The organism is Dyella sp. RRB7, assembly GCF_022761115.1.
Taxonomy (GTDB): domain Bacteria; phylum Pseudomonadota; class Gammaproteobacteria; order Xanthomonadales; family Rhodanobacteraceae; genus Dyella.
The window spans coordinates 1-26,953 of record NZ_JAKWJS010000009.1; the positions used below are offsets into that span (position 1 = coordinate 1).

Here is a 26,953-nt window from a genome sequence, read left to right on the forward strand (position 1 = left end):
CTGTGTAGCGGCGGAGGTTGTCCCGCAGCGAAGTACCTCAAGCGCTCGGGCTTTTCCCAACGTAATGCTGCCAGCTCTTCCGGCCATTTTCTTTGGGTTACTTTTCTTTGACTCCGGGCATCCTGCCCTTCGCCCTTCGGGCCGGCTTCGCCGTTCGCATGCGCTCCTGCGCATGCGTGGGCCAGCAAAAGAAAAGTGACTCGAGCGTCGGCAGACGATCGAAACGCCCGCCGCGCAGGCGGCACCCTGGCGATCACGCCAACAAAGGCGAGAGTCCCTGGGTCCCCGCTTTCGCGGGAATGACGTCAAGAGCGAAAGCGCGCTGCGCGCTTATCCAGCACCCAACCACCACTCACCCCTGCGGCGGCTGCACCAACTCCTGCGCATCCAGATACCCATCATGATTGCGGTCCAGCTTGTGGAACTGCCGCCGCAAATTATCCTGGTACTGCTGGAGCGTGATCGGCTTCCCATGCCCGCCGGGAAGCTCATCGGCTTCCAGTACCCCGTCGCCATTGCGATCCAGGCGATGGAAGCCTTCGCTCATGTGCGCCACGTATTCCGCCTCGCTCACCCGGCCGTCGCCATCGGTATCGAACTCCCGCAGATACTCGGCGGGCGTGCCCTGGGCGTGCGCCCACAGCGGCAACAACAACAGGGCGGCGAGGGCGGCCCTGCGTGCCATCACGCCGCCTCGGTGCGCCGGCGCAACACCGCCAGCGGTTGCGCCCAGGTGGCGCCGGGACGGCGTTTGCTGGTGACCAGGGTGAGGTCGCTGGGCTGGAACACGTTGATGTTGTGCGTGGCCGGGGTGGTGAGAATGTACTGGGCACGGGTGGACTTGAGGAAGGCGCCCACCTTGTCGATGTTGAAGATGTCCAGGTGGGCGAACGGTTCGTCGATGAACACGAAGCCGCCGGGACGGTCCTCGTCGCGCATCAGCGCCACCAGCAACAGCAGCGACTTCATCACCTGCTGGCCGCCGGAGGCTTCGCCGTCGTCCATGCCGATCCAGCCCTTCTTGTCGAACTCGAAGCGCACGTTGAGGCCGGCCTGGGCCAGCGCGAGGTCTTCGTTGGACAGCTCGGGCAGTTCCACTTCCACGCCGATGCCGGCCAGCTCGGCCAGCAGCTTGAGGTTGCGGGCGTAGCGCTTGACCGTGTTGCGCAGCACGTTGAGGTAGGCCGCGCGTGCCTCGGTGGTGATGCGGACGGCGCGTTCCAGATGCACGCGGCGGCGTTGCAGGTCGTCGCGCAGGCCTTCGTGGTCGTTGGCGAACTTGTCGCGCAGCGGCAGGCAGCCTTCGTCGGTTTCCCAGTGGCCTTCGTTGAGGCGGCGTTCGATGCGGTCGATCTCGCGGCGCACGGCGGCGGGCGATTCGTAGCGTTCGCGCAGCTCGGCCATGGCGCGACGGCTGCGATGGGCAGGCCGTACATGGCTGCGCTTGTGGCGGAAGGCCTTGAGGCGATCGATCTGTTCGTTGCGGAACTGGTTGAACTGGCGCGCGCTGTCGGCCAGCTGTTGCTGGACCAGCTTGTGCTCGCGCGCTTCGTTGTCGCGCTGGCGCGAATTCTGCTGGCGCTTCTCGCGCACGCTTTCGTAGTGCGCTTCGGCGGCGGCGTAGCTGTCGGCGCAGCGTTGCACGTCGTCCTGCAGGGACGGCTGCTGCGCGTGCGCGGCGGCGAACTCGTCGGCGCGATCGGCCAGTTGGCCGCTGGCGTTGGCGCCGCGCAGCAGGCTCTCCGCATCGGCGGCTTGCTGCTGCCATTGCCTGCGCTGGTCGGCGAGCGTGCGCAGCTGCTGTTCGATCGACTGCAGGCGCGCTTCGCCCTCGCGCAGCTGGCGTTCGCGCGCGGCGCTGCCGAAGTAGACGTCGTCCACGCCCAGGTGGCGGCCGCCGCGACGCTCGCGGAAGTAGCCCTGCGGGGTGATCCAGTCCTGCTCCTTGCCCAGCTTGGCGCCGTCGGCCACGTCCTCGACGCGGCGAATGCGATCGAGCTGGCGCAGCAGCCACTCCGGCGCGGCGGCCTTGAAGTCGACCACTTCCAGCAGCGAACCGCGCGTGGGCGTGGTGGCCGGTGCGCGATCGGCGACGACGAAGTGCTTGTAGCGATGCTGTTCGCCGAGTCGCCACGCCGCTTCGCGGTCGCGCGGGTGATCGAGCAGCACCACGTGGCGATAACCGGCCAGTACCGCTTCCACGGCGGCCTGCCAGCGCGGCTCGGTGATCTCCACGATCTCGCTGAGCATGCTGTGGCCGATGCCTTCCTCGTCCAGCGCGCGGCGGAACGCCTGCTCGAACTCGGGGGTGTAGCGCTGGCCGCGGCGCCAGGCGCCCAGCTGGGCGGTGAGCGTGGTCAGTTGTCCGCGCAGGCGGTCTTCCTCGCCCTGCAGGCGCGCCAGCTGGCTGCGCGCCTCGATCAGCTGGCGGCCTTGTTGTTCGTGGTCGGCGCCATCCTGTTCGGCGACCAGCTTGCGCAGGTGTTGTTCCTGGCGCAGCAGGGTGGCGTTTTCGGTTTCCGCGCGACGGGCCTCGTCCAGCTGCTGCTTGGCCTGCTGGCGCGCGCCATCGGCGGCCTGCTGCTCGGCGCGCAGGTGTTCCTCGTTGGCGTCCAGCGATTGCAGCTGCTGCTGCAGTTCCACATCGCGCTGCGAGAGGTCGCGGCATTTGCGCTTCAGGCCCAGCAGTTGCGGGCGGGCGCCGCGAATGGCGGCGTGCAGTTCGGCCAGCTCGGTGCGCGGCAGCGTTTCGGCCACCAGGTCGGCATGTTCGCGCTTGAGCGCATCCCATTCCTGCCAGGAACGCACGCGGCCCTCGGCCTCCTGCAGGCTCACGCCGATCAGCGAAAGCTGATGCTCCAGCCCGTGCAGTTCGCGATCGGCTTCGGCCTGCTCGTTGCGCGCGCGCTGGTAATCCTCCAGCACGGTCTTGTCGCCGAACACGTCGAACACCAGGTCCAGCAGCGCCTTGGGCGGCAGCTGGCACAACTTGTCGGTGGCGCCCTGTTCCAGCGTGAGCACGCGGCGGATGGCCTGCGACAGCCCGGCGCCTTCCAGGCGCACGCGGTATTCGCGCAGGCCCAGCCAGTCGTTGCGTGCCTCGATCTCGTCCACGCTCACGTCGCCGCCCAGCACGGCGTACTGGCGCTGCCATTCGCCGCCCTTCTTCTGGATGCGCACGGCCAGCGTCACTTCGCTGTCCATGATCGGGAAGAACGGACGCTCGCCGCGCGGCCCCGGGATGTTGCCCACGCGGGCGCGCAGCCACGCGAATGGCTTGCCGTTGTGGCGCAGGTAACTCTTGTAGTCGCGGTTGCCGGCGCAGTCGATGGTGAGCAGGGTGCGCAGGGCATCGAGCAGGGTGGTCTTGCCCGAGCCGTTGGGGCCCACCACGGTGACGATGTTGGTATCCAGCGGCAGGCTGAAGCGCTGCCAGTAGTCCCAGTGGATGACTTCGAGGCTGCGGAAATCAAACATCGCTGGTCACTTCACTGTCTTGGAGATCGTCGGTTTCGTCGTAGAGCGGTTCGTCGTCATCGCCGGCGAGGTCCCGCGGGGTGAGGCCGGAGAGCAGGTCGCCCAGCGCGCCGTCGAGAATGCGCCGCGCGGTGCGCTCGTAATCGAACACCAGGTCGAGCAGCGGCCCTTCGGCCAGCTCGCCCTTGCGGCGCACGATGAAGCCATGGCGCGCGAGCAGGCCCAGGTTGAAGTTCACCCGCGTCTTGCCTCCCAGCTTGTCGCCGAAATCGGCGAGCAGGGTGCGTTCGGCCACCACCGGGGACAGCGTGGGATCGCGCGAGATCGGCTTGGCCTCGGCGAACATCAGCGTTTGCGAAGCATCCGCTTCGGCCTGCTGGCGTTCGACCTGGCGCTGGCGCTTGGGCAGCACGATCAGTGCCCACAGCACCACCAGCAGCGCGATCGCATCGCGGTCCAGCTGCAGGGTGTTGGAGATCCAGCTGTCGCTGCCGCCGAACACATGGCGCTCGTGGCTGCGCGCCACCGCCACGCCGATATAAGCGGAGTAGGGATGCTCGCGCAGTTCCAGGCCCACGCCGGCCAGGCGGCGGTCCAGTTCCTCGCGGAAGGCTTCGTCGAGCAGCGCCTTGCGGGCGTGCACGTCGTCGCGCGGCAGCCAGCGTTGCGACAACAGGCGCGCGACCAGCGCGGCGGTTTCGTCATGCATCGGGTTGGTCCTTGGGTGGATGCAGGCGGCCCGCGCTTACCAGCGCGATCGCCGCCAGGCCTGGATCGATCAGGCGCGGTTCGATTTCCAGCTGCAGCGGCAGGCGCGCCAGGTCCGCCGTGGGGCCCTGCAGCGCCGACGATTCGGGATCGCCCAGCAGGCCGAGCAGGGACAGGCGATAGGCGCTCAACGCGTAGTTGTCGCCGCGCAGCGCATCGCTGAGTTCCAGCGGCTGGTGCAGGGCGGCCAGTTCGCCATGCCAGTCCAGCAGGGGCGACAGGTCGTCCTCGTCCATCGGCAGGTCGGCGGTGCTCGGCGTGCTCTCCGCGCTGGGCAGTTCGGTGCTCTCGGCCGCGGCGCGCTCGCGTTCCAGCAGTTCGTATTCGGCCACGTCCAGCGCGATCTGGTCCTGCAACAACGGCGGCTGCAACGGCAGCAGGTGGGCCTCGTCGGCATGCTGGGCCAGTGCCTCGGGCGTCAGCGAGCGCAGCCACGCCACCAGGTCGGACGAGGACAGCCCCGTGCGGCCCAGGTGCACGCGATGCTGGTCGATCTTGTTGAGCTCGCGCTGGAAGATGCCGGCCTGCCGCAGCAGCGCGCTCTGTGCGCGGCCCACGGCCTGGGCCAGCCGATGCGTGGCGGGGTCCAGCTCTTCGCTGTCGGCGATGCGGCTGACCACCTCGGTGCCTTTCTCCACCCAGCTCCACACCGAATCGAGCCGCACGGCGGCGCGGCGGATGCGATGTTCGGAGCCCGAGAGCACGGCGCGGTCGAAGTCTTCCTTCAGCTCGGACAGGCGCGACAGCAGGTGCCCCAGCTCATCCGCCGATAGCCGTCCCACCGCCTGGCCGGCGGCCAGCTGGGCGGTGAGATAGCCCAGGCCATCGTCGTCGTCGTGCTCGAACTCCAGCAGCGTCGCCACGGATGCCAGCGCCTTGCGTCCGAGCGGGCTGATCCGGTAGCGCAGCGTTTCGCTGTCCCAGGTGAGCAGCTCGTGTTCCTTCAGGCGCTGCACCACGGTTTCCAGTTTCACCGGCTCGACGAAGGCGAGCTGGTCGCGGATCTCCGACGGTGTCCACTCCGGTGCATGCGCGCGTGCGCCCAGCGTGCGCAACACCAGCAGGCGCAGCAGTACCTGCGCCTCACCGCCATGGAACAGCGCGCTGAAGGCGCGCAGCAGCGAGCGTCCGCGCAGCAGCGGGAACACCGCCGGCAGATCCTCGGCGGTGACACCCTCGCGCAATACATCCTGCAGACGCTCGTCGGCGTCGGCGCTATCGATCGGCCCCATCAATTCGGCGTGCTCAACGTCCGCCGTGGATGCCGATGAACTGCAGGAATTCCGAGCGCGTGCGGGCATCGTCGCGGAATGCGCCCAGCATCTGGCTGGTGATCATCGACACGCCGCGCTTGTGCACGCCGCGGGTGGTCATGCACTCGTGGCTGGCATCGATCACCACCGCCACGCCGGCCGGCTGCAGGTTTTCCTGGATGCACTGGGCGATCTGCGCGGTGAGCTTTTCCTGCACCTGGAAGCGGCGCGCATAGGCGTCGACCACGCGGGCCAGCTTGCTGATGCCCACCACGCGGTTGGTCGGCAGGTAGCCCACGTGGGCGCGGCCGATGATCGGCGCCATGTGATGTTCGCAATGGCTTTCGAACTCGATGTCGCGCAACACCACCATTTCGTCGTAGCCGGCCACTTCCTCGAAGGTGCGGCGCAGGTACTCGCCCGGATCGATCTGATAACCGGAGAACCAGTCGCGATACGCCTTCACCACGCGCTTGGGAGTGTCGAGCAGGCCCTCGCGGCTGGGATCTTCGCCCGACCAGCGCAGCAGGACGCGCACGGCCTCCTCGGCCTGTTCGCGGGTGACATCGGTCGGTTCGTGGCGGTCGCTCATGCAGGTTCCTTCGGCTACAGCACAGACTCGCCAGTGTAACGCGCCCGTCAAGTCCCGCAGCCTGCCAGGCCGCCCTGCCGATCGCTGGCCTGGCGTTGGGCCGGGCGGAACAGGGTGATCCGGTCGAGCGCTTGCGGGCCCACTGCCTCCAGCCACGGCTCCGCGGCGACCATGGGGGTGCAGGGGCCGAGCGTGGCAAGGCGGATCGGCCGGCTGGTGGCCTGCTGTTTCAGCTGGTCCAGCACGTTGCGCAGGATCGTGCCGCTGAACGGCGTGTAGAGATAGAACACCGTGCCGCGGGAGAAATCGGCTTCGCGCGCGTCCTGCGCAATGAACGTCACGCGGTCGAGCTTCAGTGCCCGCGCGCTGCGACGCGCGCCATCGACATAGACCGGCTCGCGCTCGATGCCGATGCCTTGCGCGCCGGTGCAGATGGATACCAGCAGCGGCACGTGGCCAAGTCCCGAGCCCAGGTCGACCAGCACGTCCGCGTCGGTGATGGCGGCGCGCCCGATCAGGTCGAAGATGTGGCGGGCCGGGGTGGGCTGGTAGAACACCATGTCCGCATCCAGGTCCGCGATTTCGGCGGTGGGTTCGTCGAACGACAATACCTCGCTGACCAGGGCGTCGAGGTGGTCGTAGCCTTGCGGGTCCTGCAGTTGATGGCTGGGGTGCATCCACGCATGCAGCGCCTGCGCGCCATCGCCCCGCCTGATGGCCTCGCGGATGGCCAGGGAAAGTTCGCGCTGGGCATCGGCCAGCCGTGCATGCAGCGCTTCCATGCGAGCGCGCAGTGATGGCTCGACAGGCCGCTCGCCCGGGGCTTGGATCAGCACGTCCTCCAGGCGATCCATGGCCCGGATACGCTCGCGCAGCTTTGCAGGCTGCAGCAGCGAATCATCCTGTTCCAGCGCGAGGACCAGGGTGTGCAGGTCGTCCTTCATGAAGCGTGATTTCCTCTGCGCGCGCGACGTGGCAACCCATGCTGCCACGTCGCGACCCGCGTTTAGCGGGGATCGGGCACGAAGTGGCCCGGGAAGGCCTGCGGGCGCGACGCCAGCCCCTGGTCGGATGCGGGGATCACGCCCTGCGCGATCAAGCGTTCGCGCGTGTCGTAGTAGAGCGTAACCACTTCGTCCGGGGTGGCGGACGCGCGGGTGAAGCCGGTGTAGCTCACCTGGGAATCCTCGCGCGGGCCGTGGCCGGTGCCCAGGGGACTGCCGGCCATGGTCGATTCGGCAACCGGCGCCGCCATGATCGGCGCGGCGGGCGCGGGCGGCGGCGGTACAGGCATGGCGGGCGCTGCGCGCGTGGCTTCCATGGGGGCGCGGACAGGCGCTTGCGCCATCGGCATGATCGGGCGTGGCCGTGGGCGTTCGCGGAACACCGCGATGCCGATCACGCCCACGTTGTCCGGGCGGCCGGTACGCGAGGCATAGCTTTGCGCCGCATCGGCAAACACGAAGTCGGCCACCTGCGCGAGCGATTTGCGCCAGCCTCGGATAGCCGACCAGGCATGCGGCCCAAGCACATAGCCGGTCTGCGACCAGTCGGCGGTGTCGCCGGAAACGGCGTTCACCCCATCCACCGACAACACGCTGAGCATGCGCTCATCGTCGCGGCTGCGCAGCTGGATCTCATAGCGATGGCCGGGTTGCCCGGCCACGTAGTAGCGGCCCTGGCAGGCATATACGGGCAACGGTTGTTCGGTGGTGCGGTCGACCACCGTCACATCGACCAGTCGCCCCACGGCCGCGGCGGGACCGCTGGCCGCCATCGCGGCCAGCACGGCAAAGCACAGGGAACGCGTTTTCATGCGGGCACTCCGGGCAGGCATCGACGACCGATGCATCCGATGAAACGGCGGCGCGGGCCAGCCGGGGTTAATCCCGGCAGGATCGCTCAAGTTCTGCGCGCGGCGGTCGATCTGACGGGCGACTCTGCACAAGGAACGGTCATGAGCATCGGCATCCACATGGACACCTCCACCATCCCCGTCACCATCGCGGGCGCATCCGCGTCGGGCTCCGCCGCGTCGTCGGGCAACGCGGCAACGTCATCGTCCCCGGTGGACGGGGCCGCCGGCGCAGGTAGTGGCGGCGACAGTAGCGGCAGCGGCGGCGCCAGCCCTGCCGTGCAGGCCCTGAAGCGCGAGGTCGCGCAGCTGCAAAAGATGTTGGCGCAGGAGCAGCAGCAACTGCACGCCGCCACCTCGGGTAAGCAGGGCCGCGATCCGGCCAACCTGGCGCGCATCTCCGCGTTGCAGTCGGCGGTGGCCACCACCGTGGGTGAGCTGGAATCCGCGGTATCCGCACTGTCCACCGCGATGCTGGCCGAGAGCGGCAGCAGCAGCGGCAGCCTGGTCAGCACCTCGGCCTGAGTCAGGCTTCGACGTCCTCGTCGCTGCCTTCCTCCAGCGCGGTCAGGCTGTCGCCCAGCAATTGCTTGGCATCGTCCCCGGACAGCGACTCCACGCCACGCAGTCGCCGCTCGATCGTGCGCGTCTTCTTGCCCGCGTCGCCAATGCTCTTGCTCACCGTGTTGAGCTGGCGCTCGGCCTTCTCCAGGATGCTGGCGAACTTGCCGAACTCGCTCTTCACCGCGCCGAGCAACTGCCACACTTCGCTCGAACGCTGCTGGATGGCCAGCGTGCGGAAGCCCATCTGCAGGCTGTTGAGTAGCGCACTGAGCGTGGTGGGACCGGCCACCGTCACGCGGTACTCGTGCTGCAGCGCTTCGAACAGCCCCGGCCGGCGCAGCACCTCGGCATACAGGCCTTCGGTGGGCAGGAACAGGATGGCGAAGTCGGTGGTGTGCGGTGGCGCCACGTACTTGCCGCGGATGGTCTTGGCTTCCTCGCGGATACGGCGTTCGAGGGCGATCGCGGCGAGGTTGGCGGCGTCGGCGTCGGCGCGCTCCTGCGCGTCGAGCAGGCGCTCGTAGTCCTCGCGCGGGAATTTCGCGTCCACCGGCAGCCATACCGGATGGTCGCGGTCGGCGCCCGGCAGGCGGATGGCGAATTCGACGCGGTCGCCGGAGCCGGGCATGGTCGCCACGTTGGATTCGTATTGGTCGGGCGTGAGCATCTGCTCCAGCAGGGCGCCCAGTTGGACTTCGCCCAGGATGCCGCGCGTCTTCACATTGGTCAGCACGCGCTTGAGGTCGCCCACGCCGGTGGCCAGGCTCTGCATTTCGCCAAGACCGCGCTGCACTGCTTCGAGACGTTCGGACACCAGCTTGAACGACTGGCCCAGGCGCGTTTCCAGCGTGGTCTGCAGTTTTTCCTCGACGGTGGCGCGCATCTGCTCCAGCTTGGCCGCGTTGTCCTGCTGCATCGCGCCCAGCTTGGCTTCCAGCGTGGCGCGCACTTCGCCCATGCGCTTTTCGTTGTCGGCGGTGAGCGCGGCCAGGCGCTGCTGCTGCTGTTCGCCGAAGTGGTTGAGGGCGAGGGTGAGTTCCTCGCGGCTGCGGCGCGCGTCTTCGGTGAGGCGCTGGGCCAGTGACTGCAGGCCGACATCGGTGCGCTCGGTGAGCACGTCCAGGCGCTGGCCGAACTGGCCGATGCGCTCGTGCTGCTGCGCGCTCATGCTGCCCAGCTGTTCCTGCACCAGGCTGCGGAACTGGCCCAGCGTTTGCGCCATCTCGCCACGGCCGGCGCGCTGTTCCGTCGCCAGCGCTTCGCGCAGGTGGCGGTTGTCGTCCTTGAGCGCGTCCAGCCGCGCGGTGATGCTGCCGTCGTCGCGGCCGCGCAGCAGGCTGATCGCTTGCAGCGCGATCACCACCAGCACAGCGACAACCAGCACGATCAACAGGATTTCAGTAACGGACATGGCGACTCCCGACAGCTATGGCCGGCAAGTGTACGCGCTGGCGTCGCAGGAGCCGGGATTTCCCCGCGCTCCCGCGTCGACGGTCAGAGGCGGAACGCGCCCTGGTCGTAGGCCTTGCTATAGGTTTTCCAGTCGCGCCGTACCTGCTTGGCGCATTCCCGGGTCAGCCCATGCAGCTCGCCCGGCCAGCGTTGCTTCTCGCTGAACGCGATCAGCTGGTCGGTAGTGGCCGAGCCCTGGCGGCCGCCGCTGCGCAGCTGGGCCCAGGCGGTGAGCTTGCCCATGGCGTCCAGCACGCCGTCGAGCCGTTCCAGCTTGCCCTGCCAATCGGTCAGGGCCACGCGGTCTTCGGTGGGTTGCAGGCCGCGCAGCACATAGGATTTGCGGCCCATCGTCACCGACTGCAGGAACGCAGGCGAAATGGCCTGCATGCGGCGCTGCACCGACACCACGCGCTCGGCTTCGTTGGCCCAATCGGGCTGGGCGATAGCTAGGTGGGGCACCAGCGACGAAGGCACCGCCTGCTTGAGGTCGAGCAGGTAGTTGCCGTCGGGCGAGCCCTTGCCTTCGACCAGGATGGAATAGCGATCCACCCCCAGGCTGCCGGTGCCGGCGATGCGGCGCGCCACGTCGAGCACTTTGTAGAAGTCCGGGTCGGCTTGCTTGGTCGCGATCTTGTGGATGAGCGCGGTGACTTTCTCGCGCTGCTTGTCGGTCACCGGCAAGGCACGCCTGCCATCGAGGCGGATGGTGCGGTGCTTGCCCTTGCGTTCGGTGCGGCTGTCCAGGAAGCGCGAACGCAGGCGCCCGCGCAGGTCGTTGAGCAGTTCGCCGACCATGCCGGTGGCCGTCTCGCGTTCGATCCAGCGGGCCTTGCCCTGGCGCAGCGCCGACGTATAGGACGCGATGAAACGTTTGCACAGCAGGCTGGCCTGGTCGGTGCTCAGCTGCAGGCTCCCCGCTGCGATATGCACGCTGGTCAGCAGCCGGATGAGGTCCCAGGTGCAGGGCGCAAGGGCGGCTTCATCGAAGTCGTTGAGGTCGAAATAGACCAGCCGGTTGTCGCCCTTGTAGCTGCCCATGTTCTCCAGGTGCAGGTCGCCGCACACCCAGGTGGGCGGCGCCTTGGACAGCAGCTTGCTGGACGGCAGCTGCGCATAGAACAGATGGCAGCTGCCGCGCAGGAAGGTGAACGGGTCGTGGCGCATGGCCAGGTACTTGCGCTGCAAGCGTTCGGGATCGCGCTTGGCGTTGTAGCTGCGGATGGATTCAACCACATCGATCATGACCCGCCTCCGATGGTTCTTACATCACGCGGCAGAACACCGCTTTCAGGTAACGCCCTTCCGGCACATCGCTGCGGAACGGATGATCGGCGCCGGCACCGGCCGTATGCAGTACCTGGATCTCGCGTCCCGCATTGAGCGCCACCCGGCGCAGCATCTCAAGGAAATCTTCTTCGCTGACCAGGCCGGTGCACGAGCAGGTCAGCAGCAGCCCGCCCGGCGGGATCACGTCCAGCGCCAGGCGGTTCATGGCGAAGTACTTCTTCAACGCGTCCATCACCTTGCTGCGGTCGCGGGTGAGCTTGGCCGGATCGAGGATCACCGCGTCGTACTGTTCGCCACGCGCCACCGCGTTGCGCAGCCAGTCGAAGATGTCGCCCTGCTCGAACACCGCCGGCACGTCGTTGGCGGCGGCATTGGCACGGGCGATCTCCAGGATGCCCGGGTCCATGTCCACGCCGGTGGCCTCGCGCGCACCCGCGGCCAGCGCGTGCACGGCGAAGCCGCCGGCGTTGCAGCACAGGTCGAGCACGCGGCGGCCCTTGGCCAGGCGCGCGAAATGGTGGCGGTTCTCGCGCTGGTCGGCGAAGAAACCGGTCTTGTGGCCGTAGCCCGGCGCGGCGTGGAAACGCAGCCCGTGCTCGTGCACCTCGACCGGCGCCGGCGCCTCGGCGGCGCGGCAATCGAACGACTCCTGCTTCTGCACATGGCTTTCGGCGAACCAGTACAGGCGCGCGCCGGGGAAGTGCCGCAACAGCGCGGCATGGATCGCCTCGCGGAACCGCCACATGCCCGCCGCGAAGTATTCGATCACCAGGATATCGGCGTAGCGGTCGACCACCAGGCCAGACAGCCCGTCACCTTCGCTGTGCACCACGCGCCAGGCATCGCTCACGCGGTCGAGCTGCAGCAGCTCCTGGCGCAGCGCCACGGCGCGATCGATGCGCGCGGCGATCCACCCGGCGTCGATGGCTTCCGTGGGGTCGGTGGTGAGCAGGCGCAGTGCGATGCGGGCGTGCCCATTCCAGAACCCACGCCCCACGAAGCGGCCCTTCGCATCCTCCACATCGACCACGCTGCCGGGCGGCAGGCGGGTTTCGGGTTTGTGGACCTGCGCCGACCATACCCAGGGGTGGCCAGGGGCGCGGTCGGACTTGAGGCGGATGACGGGGAGAAGGGATTCAGGGGCGTTCATCCGCCCATGATAGCTGGTGGGCGGCGCTCGCCGGCCTTTTGCGCGGGTATCAGCGCAGCCGCAGGGCCAGCCAGGACAGCAGCGCCAGCAGATTGATGCCCAGCCGCGACACCCCGGGCCCCGCCACCGCCAGCACGAAGCCTTCGCTGCCAAAGTGCCAGTCCAGCTCAAGCCGCGGCGCCATCTGCAAGGTGGCAAAGACATTGACGAAGGCGCCGCAGTGCAGCGCATAGCTCAGTACCGGCGTGGCGACAAGCGGCAGCTGCAACAGCTGGGCCCAGCCTGACAGCGTCACGCCGCGCTCGCTGCCTTCCAGCAGCAGCACGCCGGCGACCAGGACGAACACGTACAGCACCAGCGCGATCACCGCCACGATCGAGTCATGCGTGGAGCCGAACGGAATCAGCCGGCGCAACATATTGACCATACCGAAGAAGCCACCGGCCACTTCGAGGATGCCGATCAATCGGAAAAGGAAGTTGCGCACGTGCCGGGCCCCGTCCAAAAGCCGGGAGCATAGCTGATAGCTGCTCAGGCAAGCGCACCGCTTTCCAGCCGGTGCGCCGCCAGTCACAAAAGAGTCAGGACGGGGGAAATGCGTGGCAATCGATCCATTGCACGCCAGAGCCCTGGGTCTGTCCAGTCAGCCACGGCACCGCCGTCTGCGCCTTGGCATGGATGTCGTGGAACAGGATGACGCCGTGTCGCCACAGCAGCATCAAGGTGAGTACCCGCTGCTTGACCTGATCGGCATCGACTTTGGCGTTCCAGTCTTGCGAGTCGATATTCCACAGGGCGACACGAAGCCCTTGAGCTTCGAAGAACGCGCCGCTATCGGCCCTGCGTTGCCCATACGGTGGCCGGAACAGCGGGACAAAACTGTTCGGCAGGTTGTCATGCACGAGCGCGATGCTGCGTTCGACCGAGCCTTGCCACTCCGGCCATGCACTGTGTGACTTGTGTTCCCAGCCGTGAGCGCCGACGCACATGCCCTGGTAGTCCCGGGCCAGCTGTGCCGCGGGCATCTGCTGCAGGCGTGACTGCAGCGGCTCGCCCAGCAGGAAGAAGGTGGCGTTGAGCTGCTGTCCGCGCAGCACGGCCAGCAGTTTGTCCGTGTTGCCGCCGGCGCGGGTCGGACCATCGTCGAAGGTCAGCAGGAAATGCCGGTCGGCCAGCTCGTTGCCGCTGAGTTCGCGTGCGGAGTAGGTATCCACTTCGCTGCTGATCCTGGGGAACAGGGCAGCCAGACGCAGTAGTTCATCCAGGTACGTGTGATGGAAGGCCTGGGCGGCCTGAAACCACGCTGCGTAGCGGTCGCCTGCGGCCACGGTGAAACTGACAGCGGCCTGCCTGAAGGCCGCTTCGCCGGTCGAGCCCTGGCAGAACGGTTCCGTTGGCGTGCAGTGGGTTGCGGCCAGCGCGTAGTTCGTCGCCAGACGGTGCCAGTAGACCGTACGCATGTGCTCAACCGCGCCGTGGTCGAGATCCTTCAGTTTCAGCTGGTCGCGCAACGCGTCGTCGCTGAGCTGTTCACTCTCGGCGAGCGCGTGGGCGAAAGCCAGCAACTCGGCGCGTGAGGCACGATCGAATGCCGGCTGCGAGTCGATGGGATCGGGCCAGAGGCTCCGGTCGATCGAGGCCACCGCACTGGGGCCGGCGGCGTGAAGCGGGCTGCTGGCGATGACCAGCAGGCCGAACAAGGCGGTGAGCTTGCGCATGAGGACGTTCCGACAATGAAAGCCCCCGGCGAGCGGGGGCTTGTTGGGCTTACGGGTGAGCGCTGACGCGTTCGATGGCGTTGTCGTAGACCGGATTCGCCTTCTCGCGTTTGGCCGCCCGATAGTTCTCCAGCGCGCTGGCGGACTGCCCGGCATCCTCATACATCCTGCCAATGTTGTAGTAGGAACTGGCTCTTACCGTTGCGGCGGTGGCGCCGCTGGCGAGCGCTATCGCCTTGCGGTTGGCCCAGATGGCCTCGGCCTTGCGCCCGGCCTTCTGATAAGCGAGGCCGAGGTTGCTATAGGCCTGGCCGTAGTTCGGATCCTGCTCGATGGCCTGGCCGTAGAGGGTAATGGCGTCATCGAGCTGGCCGGCGTGGTAGGCCTTTTCACCGCTCTGGTTCAGCGTGCGTGCCCGTGCGCTATCCACCGGTGCCTGGTTCGCCGCCACTACGTGATTCTGCTCGTTGCTGACGTCGCTCAGCGTGCCAAGCACATCCTCGGCATCGACCTTTACGCCTCGCAGCGTGTTGATGTCCTGGAACTCGCCTTCGCCGGTAATGCGGAACACCGTCCACAGATTGCCGGGCTGGTTTTGCGGCACGTAGTAAGTGCGTACAAGTGATTCACCTACGTAGACGAAGACCTTGGCCTGGCTGGCAGACAGCGCGGATGTGCTCGGGTCGTTGCGGTCCGTGTAGTCGTGCACGGCATACACATAGGTTTCGCCCTGGTGCTTGCGCTCCAGCGTCACCGTTTCCGGCCCGAAGCCATTGGTGTCGTCGACGTCCAGATTGGCGTCTGCACCGCGCCTGCTGCGCCAGTAAATGTGGCTACCCGGATAAGCAATATGCGAGTCCAGGTCCTTGGGTGTATCGCCCCAGGTCAGTACCACGCGAAGGCCATCGAGATTCTGCATGACCGGACTGAGCGCGTAGGTCAGGCCAGCGCAGGGACATTTGGCGACCAGGTTGGAATAGCCGTCTTTCTTGATGATGATCAGTGATGCGCTATCGCCCAGCAGGCCCGCATCGAAATTGGCCTGGCCTTGGGCATCGGTCACCGCGCTGACCGACTGCTCACCATTCTTCTGCAGGATGATCGATGCGCCGCTGATCTTCTGATCCTTGATCGTGGCGCTAAGCACCTGCACCCGAGCGTCGGCGGCGTGGACACCGCCGGCGGCGATCAGTGCCAGGGCAAAAAGGGACGAGCGCATGCCAAATACCATGATGCTTCCTGCAGTAGGTGGATGGAGTGACCGAGGCGCATCTTAGAGGCGGCTGGCGCGCAAACAAGGGCCGATTGCGGCCAAATGCATGGCAGTTGGCGCAGCTTTCTACGAAGTGGAGACGTTTCCCTACAGATCGTCGGCCAATTCGTGTAGGTCGGCGATGTGCTGCTCCCACCAGCGCGCCTCGGCGGCGAACGGAAAGGCGGCGGGAAACGCAGGGTCGTGCCAGCGCGAAGCGATCCAGCCGGCGTAGTGCACCTGGCGCATGGCGCGCAGGGCGGGTACCAGGGCCAGTTCGCTGAAGTCGAAGTCGCGCATCTGCTGATAGCCGTCCAGCAGCGACTGCATGGCGGCATCGTCGTTGGCGAGCATCCACAGGTCCTGCACGGCGGGTCCCATGCGCGCGTCGTCGAGGTCGACGAAATGCGGGCCGGCGTCGGTCCACAGCACGTTGCCTGGATGGCAATCGCCATGCAGGCGTAGCTGGCGCACCGGGCCCACGGCCTGCAGCCGCGCGGCGACGGCGTCGTCCACGCGCCCGGCGGCGGCGCGATAGGCAGCATGCAACGACGGCGGCAGCAGCGACGCGGCGAGCACGGCGCGCATCGGCTGTTCGATCAAGGTGGCGCGATCGATGCGGCCACGATGCTGGAAGGCTTCCCGCGCACCCACCTGGTGGATGCGTGCGATCAACCGGCCCAGCCATTCCAGTTGCTCGACCGACTCCAGCGTGGGCGCGCGGCCGCCGCGGCGTGGCGTGAGCGCGTAGCGGAAGCCGTCGTGGTGCAGCAGGGTGCGGCCGCCGAACACCAGCGGCGCCACCACGGGTATTTCCGCGTCGGCCAGCTCTTGCGCGTAGGCATGCTCTTCGAGGATGGCCGCGTCGCTCCAGCGATGCGGCCGGTAGAACTTGGCGATCACCGGCGCGGCATCCTCGATGCCGACCTGCCATACGCGGTTTTCGTAGCTGTTGAGTGCGAGCAGCCGTCCGTCCGGCCACAGGCCGCAGGCGGTGATCGCATCGAGCACGCGATCGGGGCTGAGCGTGGCGTACGGCTCCGCGTTCAACGCGGCGCGACCACGCGGGCGGGAATCACCGCCATCGTGATGCGGGAAATGCACACCAGTTCGCCGGTTTCCGTCTCGATGCGGATCTCCCATACCTGGGTGGTGCGCCCGATATGCACCACGCGCGCGGTGCCCACCACGGTACCGCTGCGCACGCCGCGGATGTGGTTGGCGTTGATGTCCAGGCCCACGGCGACTTCCTGCGCGGGGTCCAGCGTCAACATCGCGGCGGTGCTGCCCAGCGTTTCGGCCAGCACCACCGAGGCGCCGCCGTGCAGCAGGCCATATGGCTGGTGCGTGCGGTGATCCACCGGCATGGTGCCGCGCAGCCAGTCGTCACCGATCTCGGTGATGCGGATGCCGAGTGTCTCCATCATGGTGTTGGCGCTCCAGCCGTTGATGCGCTCGAGCGAGGGATCCTGTTTCCAGATGGCCATGGCGGTTGATTCTCCAGCGGGGGGCCCGCATTGTCCTTCGACTGCCGTCGCCGCGACAATGCGCCCCGTGTTTACCGTCACCATTCAATCTTCCGGCCGCCGTTTCCCGGTCGCGCCCGGCGAAACCGTGCTGGAAGCCGCGCAGCGCGCCGGCATCGCGTTGCCGTACTCGTGCCGGGCAGGCGTGTGCGGCAGCTGCAAGGCCACCCTGCTGGGCGGCCACTGCGCGTATCCGCGCAACCCGCCGGTCGCCTTGAGCGGCACTTCGCCCGCGCAGCATGCGATCCTGTTGTGCCAGGCCGTGCCCACCGGGGACCTGCTGATCGAGGCGCGCGAGGTCACCTCGGTGGAGGACATCGCACGCCGCCAGCTCGACGTGGTGGTGGCCCGCAAATGGATGCTGGCGCCGGACGTGATCGGGCTGCACCTTCGGCCCGCCGCCGGCCAGCCACGCCTGCAATGGCTGCCGGGCCAATACCTGGACGTGCTGCTGGACGAAGGACGCCGCCGTCCGTTCTCCATCGCCAATCATCCGCAGGCGGATGGCAGCATCGAGTTGCATGTGCGGCATGTGGCCGGTGGCGGCTTCACCTCGTGGGTCCACGACACGCTCAAGGAGGGCGATGCACTGCGCATCGAGGGCCCGCTGGGCACGTTTGTGCCACGCGAGGATTCGGAGCGGCCGATGATCTTCATGGCCGGTGGCACCGGCTTCGCGCCGGTGAAGGCCATCGTGGAGCACTTCCTGGCGCTGGGCACGCGCCGGCCGATGCGCGTGTACTGGGGGGCTCGCAGCGCGGCGGATCTGTACCTGCGCGAGCTGGCCGCCGGCTGGGCCAGGACGGCGCACGACCTGGTGTTCCACGCGGTGATTTCCGACCCCGAGGAAGCGGCGGCCAGCGGCCTGCGCATGGGGCTGGTGCACGAGGCGGTGCTGGAGGACCAGCCGGATCTTTCCGGCTACGACGTCTATATGAGCGGGCCGCCGGCAATGATCGATGCCGGTCGCAAGCTGTTCACCGATGCCGGACTGCCGGAAGGGCGGCTTTACTACGACTCGTTCGACTATGCGCCGGACGTGCTGGCGCAGATTCTGGCCGGCCGCGCGGGCATCGTCGGCTTGTAGGCCGCGTCGGCGTGCCGGGTCCTGGAAAGGCTCCGCGCCGGAGCATCGCCATGGGCCGTCACCATCGTTACCGCATCATCGTCGAACACCTTGCGGCGGGGGCACGGGGATGGCGAAGCCGCGCAGCCGCTCGATCAGTGCCTCGTATTCCGCCAGCGGCAGCAGAAAGTTCTGCACGACGAGAGCCCGGTTCTTTTTGCGCTTGCCCTTGGCATCCCAGCGGTTGGTGATCAGTTCCACGTTGATGGCACGCAAGGCCATGTCGCCGGGCTCGGCGATCAGTTCCAGCTCCACGCTGTGCCAGCTCGGCTGCGCGCGGCAAGCCTCGTAATCGAGGCGCTCAAGCTGCTGGAACGCGGAAAAGTCCCCGCGCTCGAACGCCGAGCGCAGCGCATCGGGCGTGGTATCGATGCCCACGGCCTCGATCTTGAGCGCGGTGCTGGCCCACTTGCCGGTGCGCTCGGAATAGAGACGTATGCGGGTGGCGCCGGTGGCGGTCAGCAGCGCCAATGCGATGACGATGGCGGCCTCGCCGCCCCAGATCCACAACATGTCATGGGTGGAGGCTGCCGCCCCCTGGCTGCCCACGTAGCGGCTCACGCTGAGGTGATAGTTCTGCGCCAGCCAGGTGAAGAAATCCTTCCAGCCGGCAGGACCGCTCAGCGCCAGTTGTTCGGCCACGGCGGCGCCATGGTCCAGCTGCAGTGCGATCCATAGTAGCCAGTGCAACCACAGGCCGAATACCGCGAGCAGCAGTGCCGCCAGCAGATTGAACGGCAACGAGCGCGATCTGCCGGCCTGGGCCGCGGCGGCGGCGGCAAACCCGACCAGCGCGCCGAACAGCACGGTCGCGATAAAGGAAAAGTAGATGAATGGGTTGTAGCGGACCACCAGCGCGTAAAGCGCCGCCAGCACCGCCACGTGCGCGCCGCCGTTGAACAGCACATGGAGCGGCGCCAGCGCGCCGATGCGGCCCGAGCGCACGTAGTACTTGTGGATGTGACTCATGATTTCGGCATTCGATGACTGGGGGACCCCGGTCATCCGGCAACGCGTACCGCGCATGGCGGGACGCGTTCGCATCGAGGCGATGCTTGCGGATGGGCTGGGGGTGGCGGGTGCGGCGATCTATCCGCGCCCACTCTAGCCAGCCGGTTGTGCCGAAAAAATCGGATGCATCTGAAACACGGGCATGCCCGGTTATCCAGGCAGGCTCTCAGCGGCGGCGCTGTTTGCGCCTCGTTGGGACAGCACGGCGGCCGCCCGCGGCAGAAGCCGCCTAGTTCTTGCCCTTGGCCACCGGCAACTGCGCCTGCTGCCAGGCCTGCACGCCGCCGCCCAGGGTGTAGACCTTGCTGAAGCCGGCCTTGACCAGGCGCTGCGCCGCCTTGGCGCTGGCGCCGCGGCCATCCTTGTCGATCAGCACCACCGGCACGTCCTTGGCCTTGATCAGGTCCTTGTGCTCGGGGTCGAACTGGCTCATCGCCACATGCCGGGAGCCGGGCACGTGCGCCTTCTCGAATTCCGCATAGGCGGACAGGTCCACCAGCAGCGGGCCTTCGCGGTTGATCAGCAGGGTCAGGCCGGCCGGGGTCAGCTCCTTGTACTTGCGGAACAGCGTGAGGATTTCCATCACGATGATCGCCAGCAGCAGGATCAGGAACAGCGCGACCAGCGCCAGATGGTTGCCGACGAATTCGGGCAGCTTGTGCAGGACATCGTTCATTGGAAAGTTTCCGCAGGCGCGGGTGGACCGCGCGGAGTGAACAGAGCCGGCGATTATACGGCCTGCGTGTCCCGAACAGGTTCTTACTGGCGGCTGATATCGGGCAGGCCGGTGAGCAGCCACCAGTGCTTGCTCTGGGCGTCGTAGCGCCAGGTCTGGTGGTCGGTCACGGTGCGTTCGGACTGCGTGTTCACGTTCACCAGGTTGATCTGCACCACCTGGGTCACTTCGTCCTTGCCGTTGGGGATCGGGCCGTTGCCCTCGTCGTAGCCGCTCACCTTGTATTGCTGGTAGCGCGCCAGTTCCAGCGTGGACAACGGATGCGCATCGCGCACCTTGGGGTCGACGAACTGCAGTGCACCCTGGAAATCGCCCCAGCGCACGGTGCTGGCATAGGCGTTGAGCGTGTTGGTGAGCGAGTCGCTGCGCTGGTCGGTGGCGCAACCGCCGAGCAGCAGCATGGAAAGCACGACGAGCAAGGTCAGGATGCGGCGCATGGACGGTTCCCCCGGGTAAGGCCGCCATTCTGCCGCAACCGCGCCCGCGTTTTCATACGGCGTCGGGCGAGCGGCGCTTGGCCACGAAACGCGCCGCCAGCGTGGCCGCCGGCTTCTCGCCGGTGCCGGGCACCTGGCAGCTCACCTCGATGCGGGCGCGGCCGCGGGCGGCCAGGGTGTCGAAGAAGGTGGCCCAGTCCGCGCCTTCGCCCAGGCGGGCTTCGCTGCGGAAGTCGTTCCATACCGGTTCGAGGTAGCGCACGGTCGATTCGCCCACGAACACGTCGCAGTCCAGCCCGCGCAGGCGCAGCTCCAGTTCGACCAGGCCCCAGCCGGTCAGCGTCATCGCGCTCACCAGGCTGCCGCCGAAGGCGCAGCCCTTGTCGTTGATGTTGGGGGCCAGCGGCGCCGCGATCGACAGGTGATGCTCGTCGCAGTCGTGCAACTGGAGATCCATGCTGTGCGCCAAGGGGATTTCATCGCGCATGAAGGTGACCAGCTTGCGCGCGAGGGTCTGTCGTTCAGTCGAGCTCATCGGAATCGGGGGCGATCAGGAGAGCGCGTAGTGTACGCACCCTTGCCGCATGCGACTGCCTGGCCCATGGCCGTTACACTGCCGGCGTCTTTCATGTAGGGCGACAACGGCGTGCGACAGGCCACGACACCGGCGGAACCGCCACTGCACGGGCGCACCGTGGTCATCACGCGTCCGGCGGGTACCGGTTCGCGCCTGGCCGGCCAGGTCCGCCGGCATGGTGGCGTGCCGCTGCTGCTGCCGGGGTTGTCGTTGCGCGGCATGGACCCTGCGGCGCCCGTCGCCGCCGCCTTGGGCGCCGCCCTCGACGATGAGCTGCTGATATTCACCAGCCCGGCCGCCGTGCGTTTTGCCGTCCGCCTGCTGCCGCTGCGCACGCGGGCGACGGTGCTGGCGGTAGGGCAGGGCACGGCGCGCGCGTTGCGCCGCCATGGCGTGGACGCGCCGCTGGCGCCGACGGGGCGACAGGACAGCGAGGGCTTGCTCGACCATCCCGTGCTGGCCGACGTGCAGGACCGGCGCGTGGCGCTGGTTGGCGCGCCCGGCGGCCGGGGCGTGTTGCGGGCCGAACTGGTGACGCGCGGCGCGCAGCTGCGCGAAGTGCATGTGTACCAGCGCGTCGCGCCGCGTTGGCAGCGGCGGCAACTCGACGCGGTGGCGCACCTGCCGGCGGACGCGTGCGTGCTGCTGTCCAGCGCCGAGGCACTGGAGCGTCTTCGTGATGGCTTGCCCGCGGCGGTCTACGCCCGGCTGAGTGGGGCCGTGGCCGTGGTGAGCAGCGAGCGGCTTGCCGAGGCGGCGCGCGCGGCGGGGTTCCAGCGCATCGTGCTGGCCGCGTCGGCGCTGTCGGCCGATCTGTTGGCAGCGGCAGCGCGCTGACGGCAAAAGGTCGCCTTTCACGCCCACTTCATGCGAGCTCCCCGTCACGGGCTGTTAGCATGTCGCGCATGAGCCAAGACGACTCCTCACCCCAAACGGGCGCGTCCGCGGGCGCGCGATCTGATGCTTCCCGCCGTACGGCGGCCACACCGCCGCGTCGCGGTGGCGGCACGCTGGCTGTCGCCTTGCTGCTTTCGCTGGTGGCGGTCGGCGGCGCCGGCTACGTCGGCTGGCGCCAATGGCAGCAGGAACAGGGCAATGCCGCGGGCAGCGCGGCGCTCACCGGCCTGCAGCAGCGCGTGAATCAGTTGGAAAGCGCCTTCACTGCCAGCGACAGCGAGCGCAACCTGCTGCGCCAGCGGCTGGGCGATGCCGATCAGGTCAACCGCTCGCTGCGCGAGGAATTGCTGAGCCAGGCCGAGCGTACGCGCAACCTCGAAGATGCGGTGGCCAAGCTGTCGGAGAAGACGCTGTCCGGCCACGACGCCATGTTGCTGGACGAAACCGAATCGCTGCTGCGCATGGCCAAGGAACGCTACGAGCTGTTCCACGATGCGCAAGGCGCCGCCGCAGCCTATGCACTGGCCGACCAGGCGCTCGCCGCGGTGGATGACGGCGCGTTCTCCGGCCTGCGCCAGAGCATTGGCGCGGAGCGCGAGGCATTGGCCAAGAGCCAGCCGGCGGGCTTGGACGCGTCGCTGTCGACCCTCACTGCGCTGCGCGCCGCCACGCTGGCGTTGCCGCTCAAGCCGCTCGACGCGCCCGCTTCGGGCAGCACGGCCGGCGGCTGGTCACGCATCGTCGCGACGCTCAACGAGGTGGTGAAGGTGCAACGCGCCAACGGCGCGCCGCTGTCGGTGGCCGATGCCCGCTTTGCACGCGAGCTGGCGGCGATCGATCTGGCACAGGCGCAGGCCGCGCTGCTGGCCTCCGATCATGAAGCCTATGTAGCCGCGCTCAAGCGCGCCGATGCCGGCATCGCCGCGCAGTTCGACGCGAATGCGCCGGCGGTGCAACAGGCCCGTGCCCAATTGGCCACGCTGATCGCGCAACAGTCGGTCACCCCAGTGCAGCTGGGGGCTGCCTTGAACGAACTGCGCAACCTGCGCGCGGTGCATGCGCTCAAGCCCGCCTCCAGCAGCAGCGCAGCGGCCGGGGCCAAGCCATGAAGCTGTGGCGCTGGATCCTGCTGCTGGTGATCCTGGCAGCGCTGGCCGCGTTCGGCTGGCATTGGGTAGCGGAAGACCCGGGCTACGTGCTGGTGCAGTTGCGTGGCTGGCAGGCGGAAACCACCGTGCTCGCCGCAGTGGTCATCCTGCTGCTGGCATGGGCGCTGCTTGGCGCCGTGTGGTTTCTGGTGCGCTGGCCGTTCGGTGCGTTCTCGCGCCGTCATCGCCGGCTCAGCCGGCAGAAGATGGGCGAAGGGCTGATCGCCTTGATGGAAGGCCGTCACGGCGATGCCGAGCGCGACCTGCATCGCGCCTCGCGGCTGGATGTGCTGCGCGGTCCCGCGCTGCTGGCAGCGGCCGAGGCCGCCTCACGCCGTGGCGAGAACAGCCGAGCGCTGACCACGCTGGACGAAGCCGGCCAGGTGGCGCCGCGCGCGGCCCGCGTGCTGCGCGCCCGCGTATTGCGCCGCGAAGGCCGGCCCGCCGAGGCGGTGAACCTGCTGGCGACGGAGGCGGACAGCGGCAACCTCACGCCCGGTGGCTGGCGCGAACTCGCGCTGGCCGCCATGGCCAGTGGCGACATGCGTCGTGCCCGACAGGCGCTGGAGCCGTTGCAGAAAAGCGGCGCCCTGGGCACGCGTGGCTATGCCGCACTGGAAGCCCGGGTGCTGGCCGCTTCGCTGCGTGCCGCGCCGGATGCGGCAGCGCTCAACGCGATGTGGTCGCAGCTGCCCAAGGCGCAGCGACGCGTGCCTGCGGCGATCGATGCCTATGCACGCCGCGCCGCGTCGTTCGGCATGGTGCTGCCGGCCATGGACGAGGTGGAATCGGCGTTGCGGCGCGAATGGTCGCCGCTGCTGATCGAAACCTACGGCGCGCTGGGTGCCGAGGATATCGAAGCGCGCCTGCGTCGCGCCGAATCCTGGCTGGATGCACACCCCAACGACGCGGCCCTGCTGCTGACGCTGGGGCGCATGTGCGCGCGCCTGCAGCTGTGGGGCAAGGCTTCGCAGTACCTGGAGCGCTCGCTGGCGCTCTCGCCCACCAGCGCGGCCTGGGAAGCCCTTGGCGACGTGCATGCCGGCCAGGACGATGCGGCGATGGCGCAGCGCTGCTATCGCAACGCGCTGGCGCTCGCCCGTGGCGAACCGACCGAACCCTTGCCGCAGGGCGCACGCGCCACGCGCCTGGATACGCGTCCCATCGCGATGGAAGAGCGCAGCGAGCACGGCGTGCCGCGCCTGCCGGAGTAGCTGGTTGCGCTGACTTCTCCCCTGCTTGCAGGGGGAGGGGGCGGCCAGGCATAGCCTCGCCGGGGCGGCGATGAACCCGAGGTCGGAAGAAGCGCCAGCTCAGGCATCGCGCTGCCCGCCGCCCACCCAGCGCAGCTTTATGCGCTCGGCGACCCCGACCACCACCAGGGCGCAGGCAATGCCCACCGCCACTTCGCCCATGCGGGTCAGCGCGATGACCCAGAACGAGCCGAAATGCGGAACCAGCATCACGATGGTGGTGGTGCTGGCGCTGAGTCGCGCGGCGCTGCCCAGGCCGGATATCCAGCAGGCGGTAATGGCCACCACGATGGCGATGGCATAGGCGATGTAGTGATCGCCACCGAGCAGGGCCGCACCGAGGCCCACCACGCCGCCAACGCACGCGCCGATGATCTGGTCGCGTGCCGAGGCGCGGGTGTCGAGATAGGTCTGCTGGGTCACCGCGATCGAGGTCAGGGCGGCCCAGAACGCCTGCTGGGCATGCAGCAGCAAGCCCAGGCCATAGGCGGCGCTTGCCGCGACCAACGCCAGCAGGGCCATCCACAAGCCTTGCAGTATGCGATGAGTCCATGGCTGGTCGCGGTAGATCTGCTCGATGTCCAGCTGGAAATCGAGCAGGCGGCGCAGGTTGTCGCGCAGGGGCGGTTTGTCGCTCATGATCCCTCGGAGCCGCGGTCTCACACCGGCGTCAGGTTGGCATAGGCATAGACCAGCCACTTGCTGCCGCTGTCGGCGAAATTCACCTGGATGCGCGTGTGCGCGCCGCTGCCTTCCGCGCTCACGACCACGCCTTCGCCGAAGCTGGGGTGGCTCACGCGCTGGCCCAGTTTCAGCGGCATGGCCTCTTCCAGCGAATGGGACGTGGCGCCGCTGGAACGCGCGCTATAGAGCGGACGGCTCACCTGCACGCGCGGGCGCACTTCGTCGATCAACTCCGGCGGAATCTCCGACAGGAAGCGCGAGGGGCGCGCCAGCATCTCCACGCCGTGCATGCGGCGCGATTCGGCGTAGCTGATAAACAGGCGCTCGCGGGCGCGGGTGATGCCCACGTAGGCCAGGCGGCGTTCCTCTTCCAGCCGGCCCTCGTCCTCGACCGAGCGCTGGCTGGGGAACAGGCCTTCCTCCATGCCGACCAGGAACACCACCGGAAACTCCAGGCCCTTGGCCGAGTGCAGCGTCATCAGCTGCACGCAGTCGTCCCACGCCTCGCCCTGGCCTTCGCCGGCTTCCAGTGCCGCATGCGAGAGAAACGCGGAAAGCTCGCTCAGGCCGGCGTCGATATCGTCCTGGGTCAGCTCGAAGCGACTGGCCACGTTGACCAGTTCGTCCAGGTTCTCCACCCGCGATTCGGCGTTGCCGCGGCTGTCCTTCTCGTAGAAGTCGCGCAGGCCGGTGTGGGTGATGGCGTGGTCGATCTGTTCGGCCAGCGCCAGTGCATCGCCCTGGCCGGCGCCGGCAAAGGCGCGTGCCATGTCGTCGATCAGCATCAGGAATGCCTTCACGGCATTTTTCGCGCGACCGGCCAGTTCCTTGCCGCCGCCCAGTTCGTTGAGCGTGGCCTCCCACATCGAGCTGTTCTCGGCACGCGCGCGCCGCCGCAGCACGTCCAGCGTGCGGTCGCCGATGCCGCGCGGCGGCGTGTTCACCGCGCGCTCGAAGGCGGCATCGTCGTGGCGGTTGGAGGACAGCCGCAGATAAGCCAGCGCGTCCTTGATTTCCGCGCGGTCGAAGAAGCGCTGGCCGCCATACACGCGGAAGCGGATGTCGCGCTGCATCAGCTGTTCTTCGAAGTTGCGCGACTGCGCGTTGGAGCGATAAAGGATGGCGCAATCGCGCGCATCACCGTGCTCGGTGATGTACTCGCGGATGCGCTCGACCACGAAGCGCGCCTCGTCCTGCTCGTTGTAGGCGGCATACAGCGCAATGCGCTCGCCTTCGCCGCCGTCGGTCCACAGCTGCTTGCCCAGGCGGCCGCCGTTGCGTGCGATGACGCTGTTGGCCGCCTTGAGGATGGTGCTGGTGGAACGGTAGTTCTGCTCCAGCTTGATGGTCTTGGCGCCGGGGAAATCGCGCAGGAACTGCTGCACGTTCTCCACCTTGGCGCCGCGCCAGCCATAGATGGCCTGGTCGTCGTCGCCCACCACGAACACCTGGCCCGTGGTGCCCGCCAGCACGCGAATCCACGCGTACTGCAGCGTGTTGGTGTCCTGGAATTCGTCGATCAGCAGGTAGCGCCAGCGTTCGCGGTAATGCTCCAGCACCTGCGGGTGGTTGAGCCACAGCTCGTGCGCGCGCAGCAGCAGTTCGGCGAAGTCGACCAGGCCGGCGCGGCGGCAGGCCTCTTCGTAGGCCTGGTAGATCTGCACGAAGGTGCGCGTGACCGGATGATCGCGGTGCTCGATGCTGTCGGGGCGCTTGCCCTCGTCCTTCCAGTTGTTGATCTGCCAGGTGGCCTGGCGCGGCGGGAAGCGCGCTTCGTCCAGTCCCAGCCCGGTGATCACGCGCTTGATGATGCGTTGCTGGTCGTCGGCGTCGAGAATCTGGAAACCTTCCGGCAAGCCGGCTTCACGCCAGTGTCGGCGCAGCAGGCGATGGGCGATGCCGTGGAAGGTGCCGACGGTGAGCCCCTGGGTGCCACCGGGAATCAACTGGTCCAGGCGCGCGCGCATTTCGCCGGCGGCCTTGTTGGTGAAGGTCACCGCCAGGATCGCCCACGGCGGCACCCGTTCCACCTGGGTCAACCAGCCGATGCGGTGCGTGAGCACGCGGGTCTTGCCGGAGCCGGCGCCCGCGAGCACCAGGTAGTGGCCGGGCGGGGCGCACACGGCTTCGCGCTGCGCGTCGTTGAGCTTGTCGATCAGGTGCGAGACATCCATCCGCCGCATTGTA

26 protein-coding genes are annotated in these 26,953 nt (G+C 67.9%); 5 read left to right on the forward strand and 21 right to left on the reverse strand.

The window, feature by feature from the left end:
• Nucleotides 1–352: 352 nt before the first annotated feature.
• The 7 genes from MJ606_RS16975 to MJ606_RS17005 form a co-directional block, all read right to left on the reverse strand.
• Nucleotides 353–685, reverse strand: a complete 333-nt coding sequence (locus tag MJ606_RS16975; protein WP_243050740.1) for an EF-hand domain-containing protein — start codon at nt 683–685, stop codon at nt 353–355.
• Complete coding sequence (locus tag MJ606_RS16980; RefSeq protein ID WP_243050741.1) at nt 685–3,477, reverse strand: AAA family ATPase; 2,793 nt, start codon at nt 3,475–3,477, stop codon at nt 685–687. Before MJ606_RS16980 ends, MJ606_RS16975 begins: the two co-directional genes overlap by 1 nt.
• A complete protein-coding gene (locus MJ606_RS16985) occupies nt 3,470–4,186 on the reverse strand; it encodes a hypothetical protein (RefSeq protein ID WP_243050742.1) in 717 nt (238 codons plus the stop codon). Before MJ606_RS16985 ends, MJ606_RS16980 begins: the two co-directional genes overlap by 8 nt.
• The gene (locus MJ606_RS16990; protein WP_243050743.1) at nt 4,179–5,477 is read right to left on the reverse strand and encodes a hypothetical protein; all 1,299 of its coding nucleotides are present in this window, start codon (nt 5,475–5,477) and stop codon (nt 4,179–4,181) included. The genes MJ606_RS16985 and MJ606_RS16990 overlap by 8 nt, the downstream gene beginning before the upstream one ends.
• A 13-nt stretch (nt 5,478–5,490) precedes the next feature.
• Nucleotides 5,491–6,090 (reverse strand): GTP cyclohydrolase I FolE, encoded by a 600-nt coding sequence (folE, locus tag MJ606_RS16995; RefSeq protein ID WP_243050744.1) that lies wholly within the window; start codon nt 6,088–6,090, stop codon nt 5,491–5,493.
• Between the two features lie 47 nt (nt 6,091–6,137).
• A complete protein-coding gene (locus tag MJ606_RS17000) occupies nt 6,138–7,034 on the reverse strand; it encodes a class I SAM-dependent methyltransferase (RefSeq protein ID WP_243050745.1) in 897 nt (298 codons plus the stop codon).
• Between the two features lie 62 nt (nt 7,035–7,096).
• Nucleotides 7,097–7,906: a hypothetical protein gene (locus MJ606_RS17005; RefSeq protein WP_243050746.1), complete on the reverse strand. Its 810-nt coding sequence runs from the start codon at nt 7,904–7,906 to the stop codon at nt 7,097–7,099.
• Between the two features lie 141 nt (nt 7,907–8,047).
• Here MJ606_RS17005 and MJ606_RS17010 point away from each other — a divergent pair, with 141 nt between their 5' ends.
• The gene (locus tag MJ606_RS17010; RefSeq protein ID WP_243050747.1) at nt 8,048–8,470 is read left to right on the forward strand and encodes a hypothetical protein; all 423 of its coding nucleotides are present in this window, start codon (nt 8,048–8,050) and stop codon (nt 8,468–8,470) included.
• A gap of 1 nt (nt 8,471) precedes the next feature.
• Here MJ606_RS17010 and rmuC read toward each other — a convergent pair whose 3' ends face one another.
• From rmuC to MJ606_RS17050, 8 genes are all read right to left on the reverse strand, one after another.
• On the reverse strand, nt 8,472–9,920 hold the full coding sequence (gene rmuC, locus MJ606_RS17015; RefSeq protein ID WP_243050748.1) for a DNA recombination protein RmuC: 1,449 nt from the start codon (nt 9,918–9,920) through the stop codon (nt 8,472–8,474).
• Nucleotides 9,921–10,003: 83 nt separating this feature from the next.
• Nucleotides 10,004–11,206: a DUF2252 domain-containing protein gene (locus tag MJ606_RS17020; RefSeq protein ID WP_243050749.1), complete on the reverse strand. Its 1,203-nt coding sequence runs from the start codon at nt 11,204–11,206 to the stop codon at nt 10,004–10,006.
• Nucleotides 11,207–11,225: 19 nt separating this feature from the next.
• Complete coding sequence (locus MJ606_RS17025) at nt 11,226–12,401, reverse strand: class I SAM-dependent rRNA methyltransferase (RefSeq protein WP_243050750.1); 1,176 nt, start codon at nt 12,399–12,401, stop codon at nt 11,226–11,228.
• A 49-nt stretch (nt 12,402–12,450) separates the two neighbouring features.
• Nucleotides 12,451–12,888, reverse strand: a complete 438-nt coding sequence (locus tag MJ606_RS17030) for a hypothetical protein (protein ID WP_243050751.1) — start codon at nt 12,886–12,888, stop codon at nt 12,451–12,453.
• Nucleotides 12,889–12,982: 94 nt separating this feature from the next.
• Complete coding sequence (locus MJ606_RS17035; RefSeq protein WP_243050752.1) at nt 12,983–14,119, reverse strand: polysaccharide deacetylase family protein; 1,137 nt, start codon at nt 14,117–14,119, stop codon at nt 12,983–12,985.
• Between the two features lie 49 nt (nt 14,120–14,168).
• Entirely contained in the window at nt 14,169–15,338 is a 1,170-nt protein-coding gene (locus MJ606_RS17040) for a tetratricopeptide repeat protein (RefSeq protein ID WP_243050753.1), read from the reverse strand.
• Between the two features lie 141 nt (nt 15,339–15,479).
• A complete protein-coding gene (locus tag MJ606_RS17045; RefSeq protein ID WP_243050839.1) occupies nt 15,480–16,421 on the reverse strand; it encodes a serine/threonine protein kinase in 942 nt (313 codons plus the stop codon).
• Complete coding sequence (locus MJ606_RS17050) at nt 16,418–16,858, reverse strand: hotdog fold thioesterase (protein ID WP_243050754.1); 441 nt, start codon at nt 16,856–16,858, stop codon at nt 16,418–16,420. Before MJ606_RS17050 ends, MJ606_RS17045 begins: the two co-directional genes overlap by 4 nt.
• Before the next feature lie 58 nt (nt 16,859–16,916).
• On the opposite strand from MJ606_RS17050, the gene MJ606_RS17055 reads away from it, so the two are divergent.
• A complete protein-coding gene (locus MJ606_RS17055) occupies nt 16,917–17,984 on the forward strand; it encodes a 2Fe-2S iron-sulfur cluster-binding protein (protein WP_243050755.1) in 1,068 nt (355 codons plus the stop codon).
• A gap of 75 nt (nt 17,985–18,059) precedes the next feature.
• Here MJ606_RS17055 and MJ606_RS17060 read toward each other — a convergent pair whose 3' ends face one another.
• The 4 genes from MJ606_RS17060 to MJ606_RS17075 form a co-directional block, all read right to left on the reverse strand.
• Nucleotides 18,060–18,992 carry a hypothetical protein gene (locus MJ606_RS17060; RefSeq protein ID WP_243050756.1) on the reverse strand — a complete coding sequence of 311 codons (933 nt, stop codon included), beginning with the start codon at nt 18,990–18,992 and terminating at the stop codon, nt 18,060–18,062.
• Between the two features lie 271 nt (nt 18,993–19,263).
• Nucleotides 19,264–19,710: a rhodanese-like domain-containing protein gene (locus MJ606_RS17065; RefSeq protein WP_243050757.1), complete on the reverse strand. Its 447-nt coding sequence runs from the start codon at nt 19,708–19,710 to the stop codon at nt 19,264–19,266.
• Between the two features lie 83 nt (nt 19,711–19,793).
• A complete protein-coding gene (locus tag MJ606_RS17070) occupies nt 19,794–20,207 on the reverse strand; it encodes a hypothetical protein (RefSeq protein ID WP_243050758.1) in 414 nt (137 codons plus the stop codon).
• 52 nt (nt 20,208–20,259) lie between these two features.
• On the reverse strand, nt 20,260–20,742 hold the full coding sequence (locus MJ606_RS17075) for a YiiD C-terminal domain-containing protein (protein WP_243050759.1): 483 nt from the start codon (nt 20,740–20,742) through the stop codon (nt 20,260–20,262).
• Between the two features lie 111 nt (nt 20,743–20,853).
• Here MJ606_RS17075 and MJ606_RS17080 point away from each other — a divergent pair, with 111 nt between their 5' ends.
• From MJ606_RS17080 to MJ606_RS17090, 3 genes are all read left to right on the forward strand, one after another.
• On the forward strand, nt 20,854–21,621 hold the full coding sequence (locus tag MJ606_RS17080) for a uroporphyrinogen-III synthase (protein ID WP_243050760.1): 768 nt from the start codon (nt 20,854–20,856) through the stop codon (nt 21,619–21,621).
• A 68-nt stretch (nt 21,622–21,689) separates the two neighbouring features.
• Entirely contained in the window at nt 21,690–22,790 is a 1,101-nt protein-coding gene (locus MJ606_RS17085) for a uroporphyrinogen-III C-methyltransferase (protein WP_243050761.1), read from the forward strand.
• Entirely contained in the window at nt 22,787–24,043 is a 1,257-nt protein-coding gene (locus MJ606_RS17090; protein WP_243050762.1) for a heme biosynthesis HemY N-terminal domain-containing protein, read from the forward strand. The genes MJ606_RS17085 and MJ606_RS17090 overlap by 4 nt, the downstream gene beginning before the upstream one ends.
• Before the next feature lie 99 nt (nt 24,044–24,142).
• Here MJ606_RS17090 and MJ606_RS17095 read toward each other — a convergent pair whose 3' ends face one another.
• Complete coding sequence (locus MJ606_RS17095; protein ID WP_243050763.1) at nt 24,143–24,721, reverse strand: FUSC family protein; 579 nt, start codon at nt 24,719–24,721, stop codon at nt 24,143–24,145.
• Nucleotides 24,722–24,741: 20 nt separating this feature from the next.
• On the reverse strand, nt 24,742–26,940 hold the full coding sequence (uvrD, locus tag MJ606_RS17100; protein WP_243050764.1) for a DNA helicase II: 2,199 nt from the start codon (nt 26,938–26,940) through the stop codon (nt 24,742–24,744).
• Between the last annotated feature and the right edge of the window lie 13 nt (nt 26,941–26,953).

What these genes read in the sequence shown, in the direction of transcription:
- MJ606_RS16975 (WP_243050740.1), bottom strand. Translation starts at nt 685, where the DNA reads ATGGCACGCAGGGCCGCCCTCGCCGCCCTGTTGTTGTTGCCGCTGTGG.
- MJ606_RS17020 (WP_243050749.1), bottom strand. Translation starts at nt 11,206, where the DNA reads ATGATCGATGTGGTTGAATCCATCCGCAGCTACAACGCCAAGCGCGAT.
- MJ606_RS17000 (WP_243050745.1), bottom strand. Translation starts at nt 7,034, where the DNA reads ATGAAGGACGACCTGCACACCCTGGTCCTCGCGCTGGAACAGGATGAT.
- MJ606_RS16990 (WP_243050743.1), bottom strand. Translation starts at nt 5,477, where the DNA reads ATGGGGCCGATCGATAGCGCCGACGCCGACGAGCGTCTGCAGGATGTA.
- uvrD (WP_243050764.1), bottom strand. Translation starts at nt 26,940, where the DNA reads ATGGATGTCTCGCACCTGATCGACAAGCTCAACGACGCGCAGCGCGAA.
- MJ606_RS17060 (WP_243050756.1), bottom strand. Translation starts at nt 18,992, where the DNA reads ATGAGTCACATCCACAAGTACTACGTGCGCTCGGGCCGCATCGGCGCG.
- MJ606_RS17025 (WP_243050750.1), bottom strand. Translation starts at nt 12,401, where the DNA reads ATGAACGCCCCTGAATCCCTTCTCCCCGTCATCCGCCTCAAGTCCGAC.
- MJ606_RS17040 (WP_243050753.1), bottom strand. Translation starts at nt 15,338, where the DNA reads ATGCGCTCGTCCCTTTTTGCCCTGGCACTGATCGCCGCCGGCGGTGTC.
- MJ606_RS17065 (WP_243050757.1), bottom strand. Translation starts at nt 19,710, where the DNA reads ATGAACGATGTCCTGCACAAGCTGCCCGAATTCGTCGGCAACCATCTG.
- rmuC (WP_243050748.1), bottom strand. Translation starts at nt 9,920, where the DNA reads ATGTCCGTTACTGAAATCCTGTTGATCGTGCTGGTTGTCGCTGTGCTG.
- MJ606_RS17085 (WP_243050761.1), top strand. Translation starts at nt 21,690, where the DNA reads ATGAGCCAAGACGACTCCTCACCCCAAACGGGCGCGTCCGCGGGCGCG.
- folE (WP_243050744.1), bottom strand. Translation starts at nt 6,090, where the DNA reads ATGAGCGACCGCCACGAACCGACCGATGTCACCCGCGAACAGGCCGAG.
- MJ606_RS17055 (WP_243050755.1), top strand. Translation starts at nt 16,917, where the DNA reads ATGCGCCCCGTGTTTACCGTCACCATTCAATCTTCCGGCCGCCGTTTC.
- MJ606_RS17095 (WP_243050763.1), bottom strand. Translation starts at nt 24,721, where the DNA reads ATGAGCGACAAACCGCCCCTGCGCGACAACCTGCGCCGCCTGCTCGAT.
- MJ606_RS17005 (WP_243050746.1), bottom strand. Translation starts at nt 7,906, where the DNA reads ATGAAAACGCGTTCCCTGTGCTTTGCCGTGCTGGCCGCGATGGCGGCC.
- MJ606_RS17050 (WP_243050754.1), bottom strand. Translation starts at nt 16,858, where the DNA reads ATGGCCATCTGGAAACAGGATCCCTCGCTCGAGCGCATCAACGGCTGG.
- MJ606_RS17035 (WP_243050752.1), bottom strand. Translation starts at nt 14,119, where the DNA reads ATGCGCAAGCTCACCGCCTTGTTCGGCCTGCTGGTCATCGCCAGCAGC.
- MJ606_RS17010 (WP_243050747.1), top strand. Translation starts at nt 8,048, where the DNA reads ATGAGCATCGGCATCCACATGGACACCTCCACCATCCCCGTCACCATC.
- MJ606_RS17070 (WP_243050758.1), bottom strand. Translation starts at nt 20,207, where the DNA reads ATGCGCCGCATCCTGACCTTGCTCGTCGTGCTTTCCATGCTGCTGCTC.
- MJ606_RS17075 (WP_243050759.1), bottom strand. Translation starts at nt 20,742, where the DNA reads ATGAGCTCGACTGAACGACAGACCCTCGCGCGCAAGCTGGTCACCTTC.
- MJ606_RS16980 (WP_243050741.1), bottom strand. Translation starts at nt 3,477, where the DNA reads ATGTTTGATTTCCGCAGCCTCGAAGTCATCCACTGGGACTACTGGCAG.
- MJ606_RS17090 (WP_243050762.1), top strand. Translation starts at nt 22,787, where the DNA reads ATGAAGCTGTGGCGCTGGATCCTGCTGCTGGTGATCCTGGCAGCGCTG.
- MJ606_RS16985 (WP_243050742.1), bottom strand. Translation starts at nt 4,186, where the DNA reads ATGCATGACGAAACCGCCGCGCTGGTCGCGCGCCTGTTGTCGCAACGC.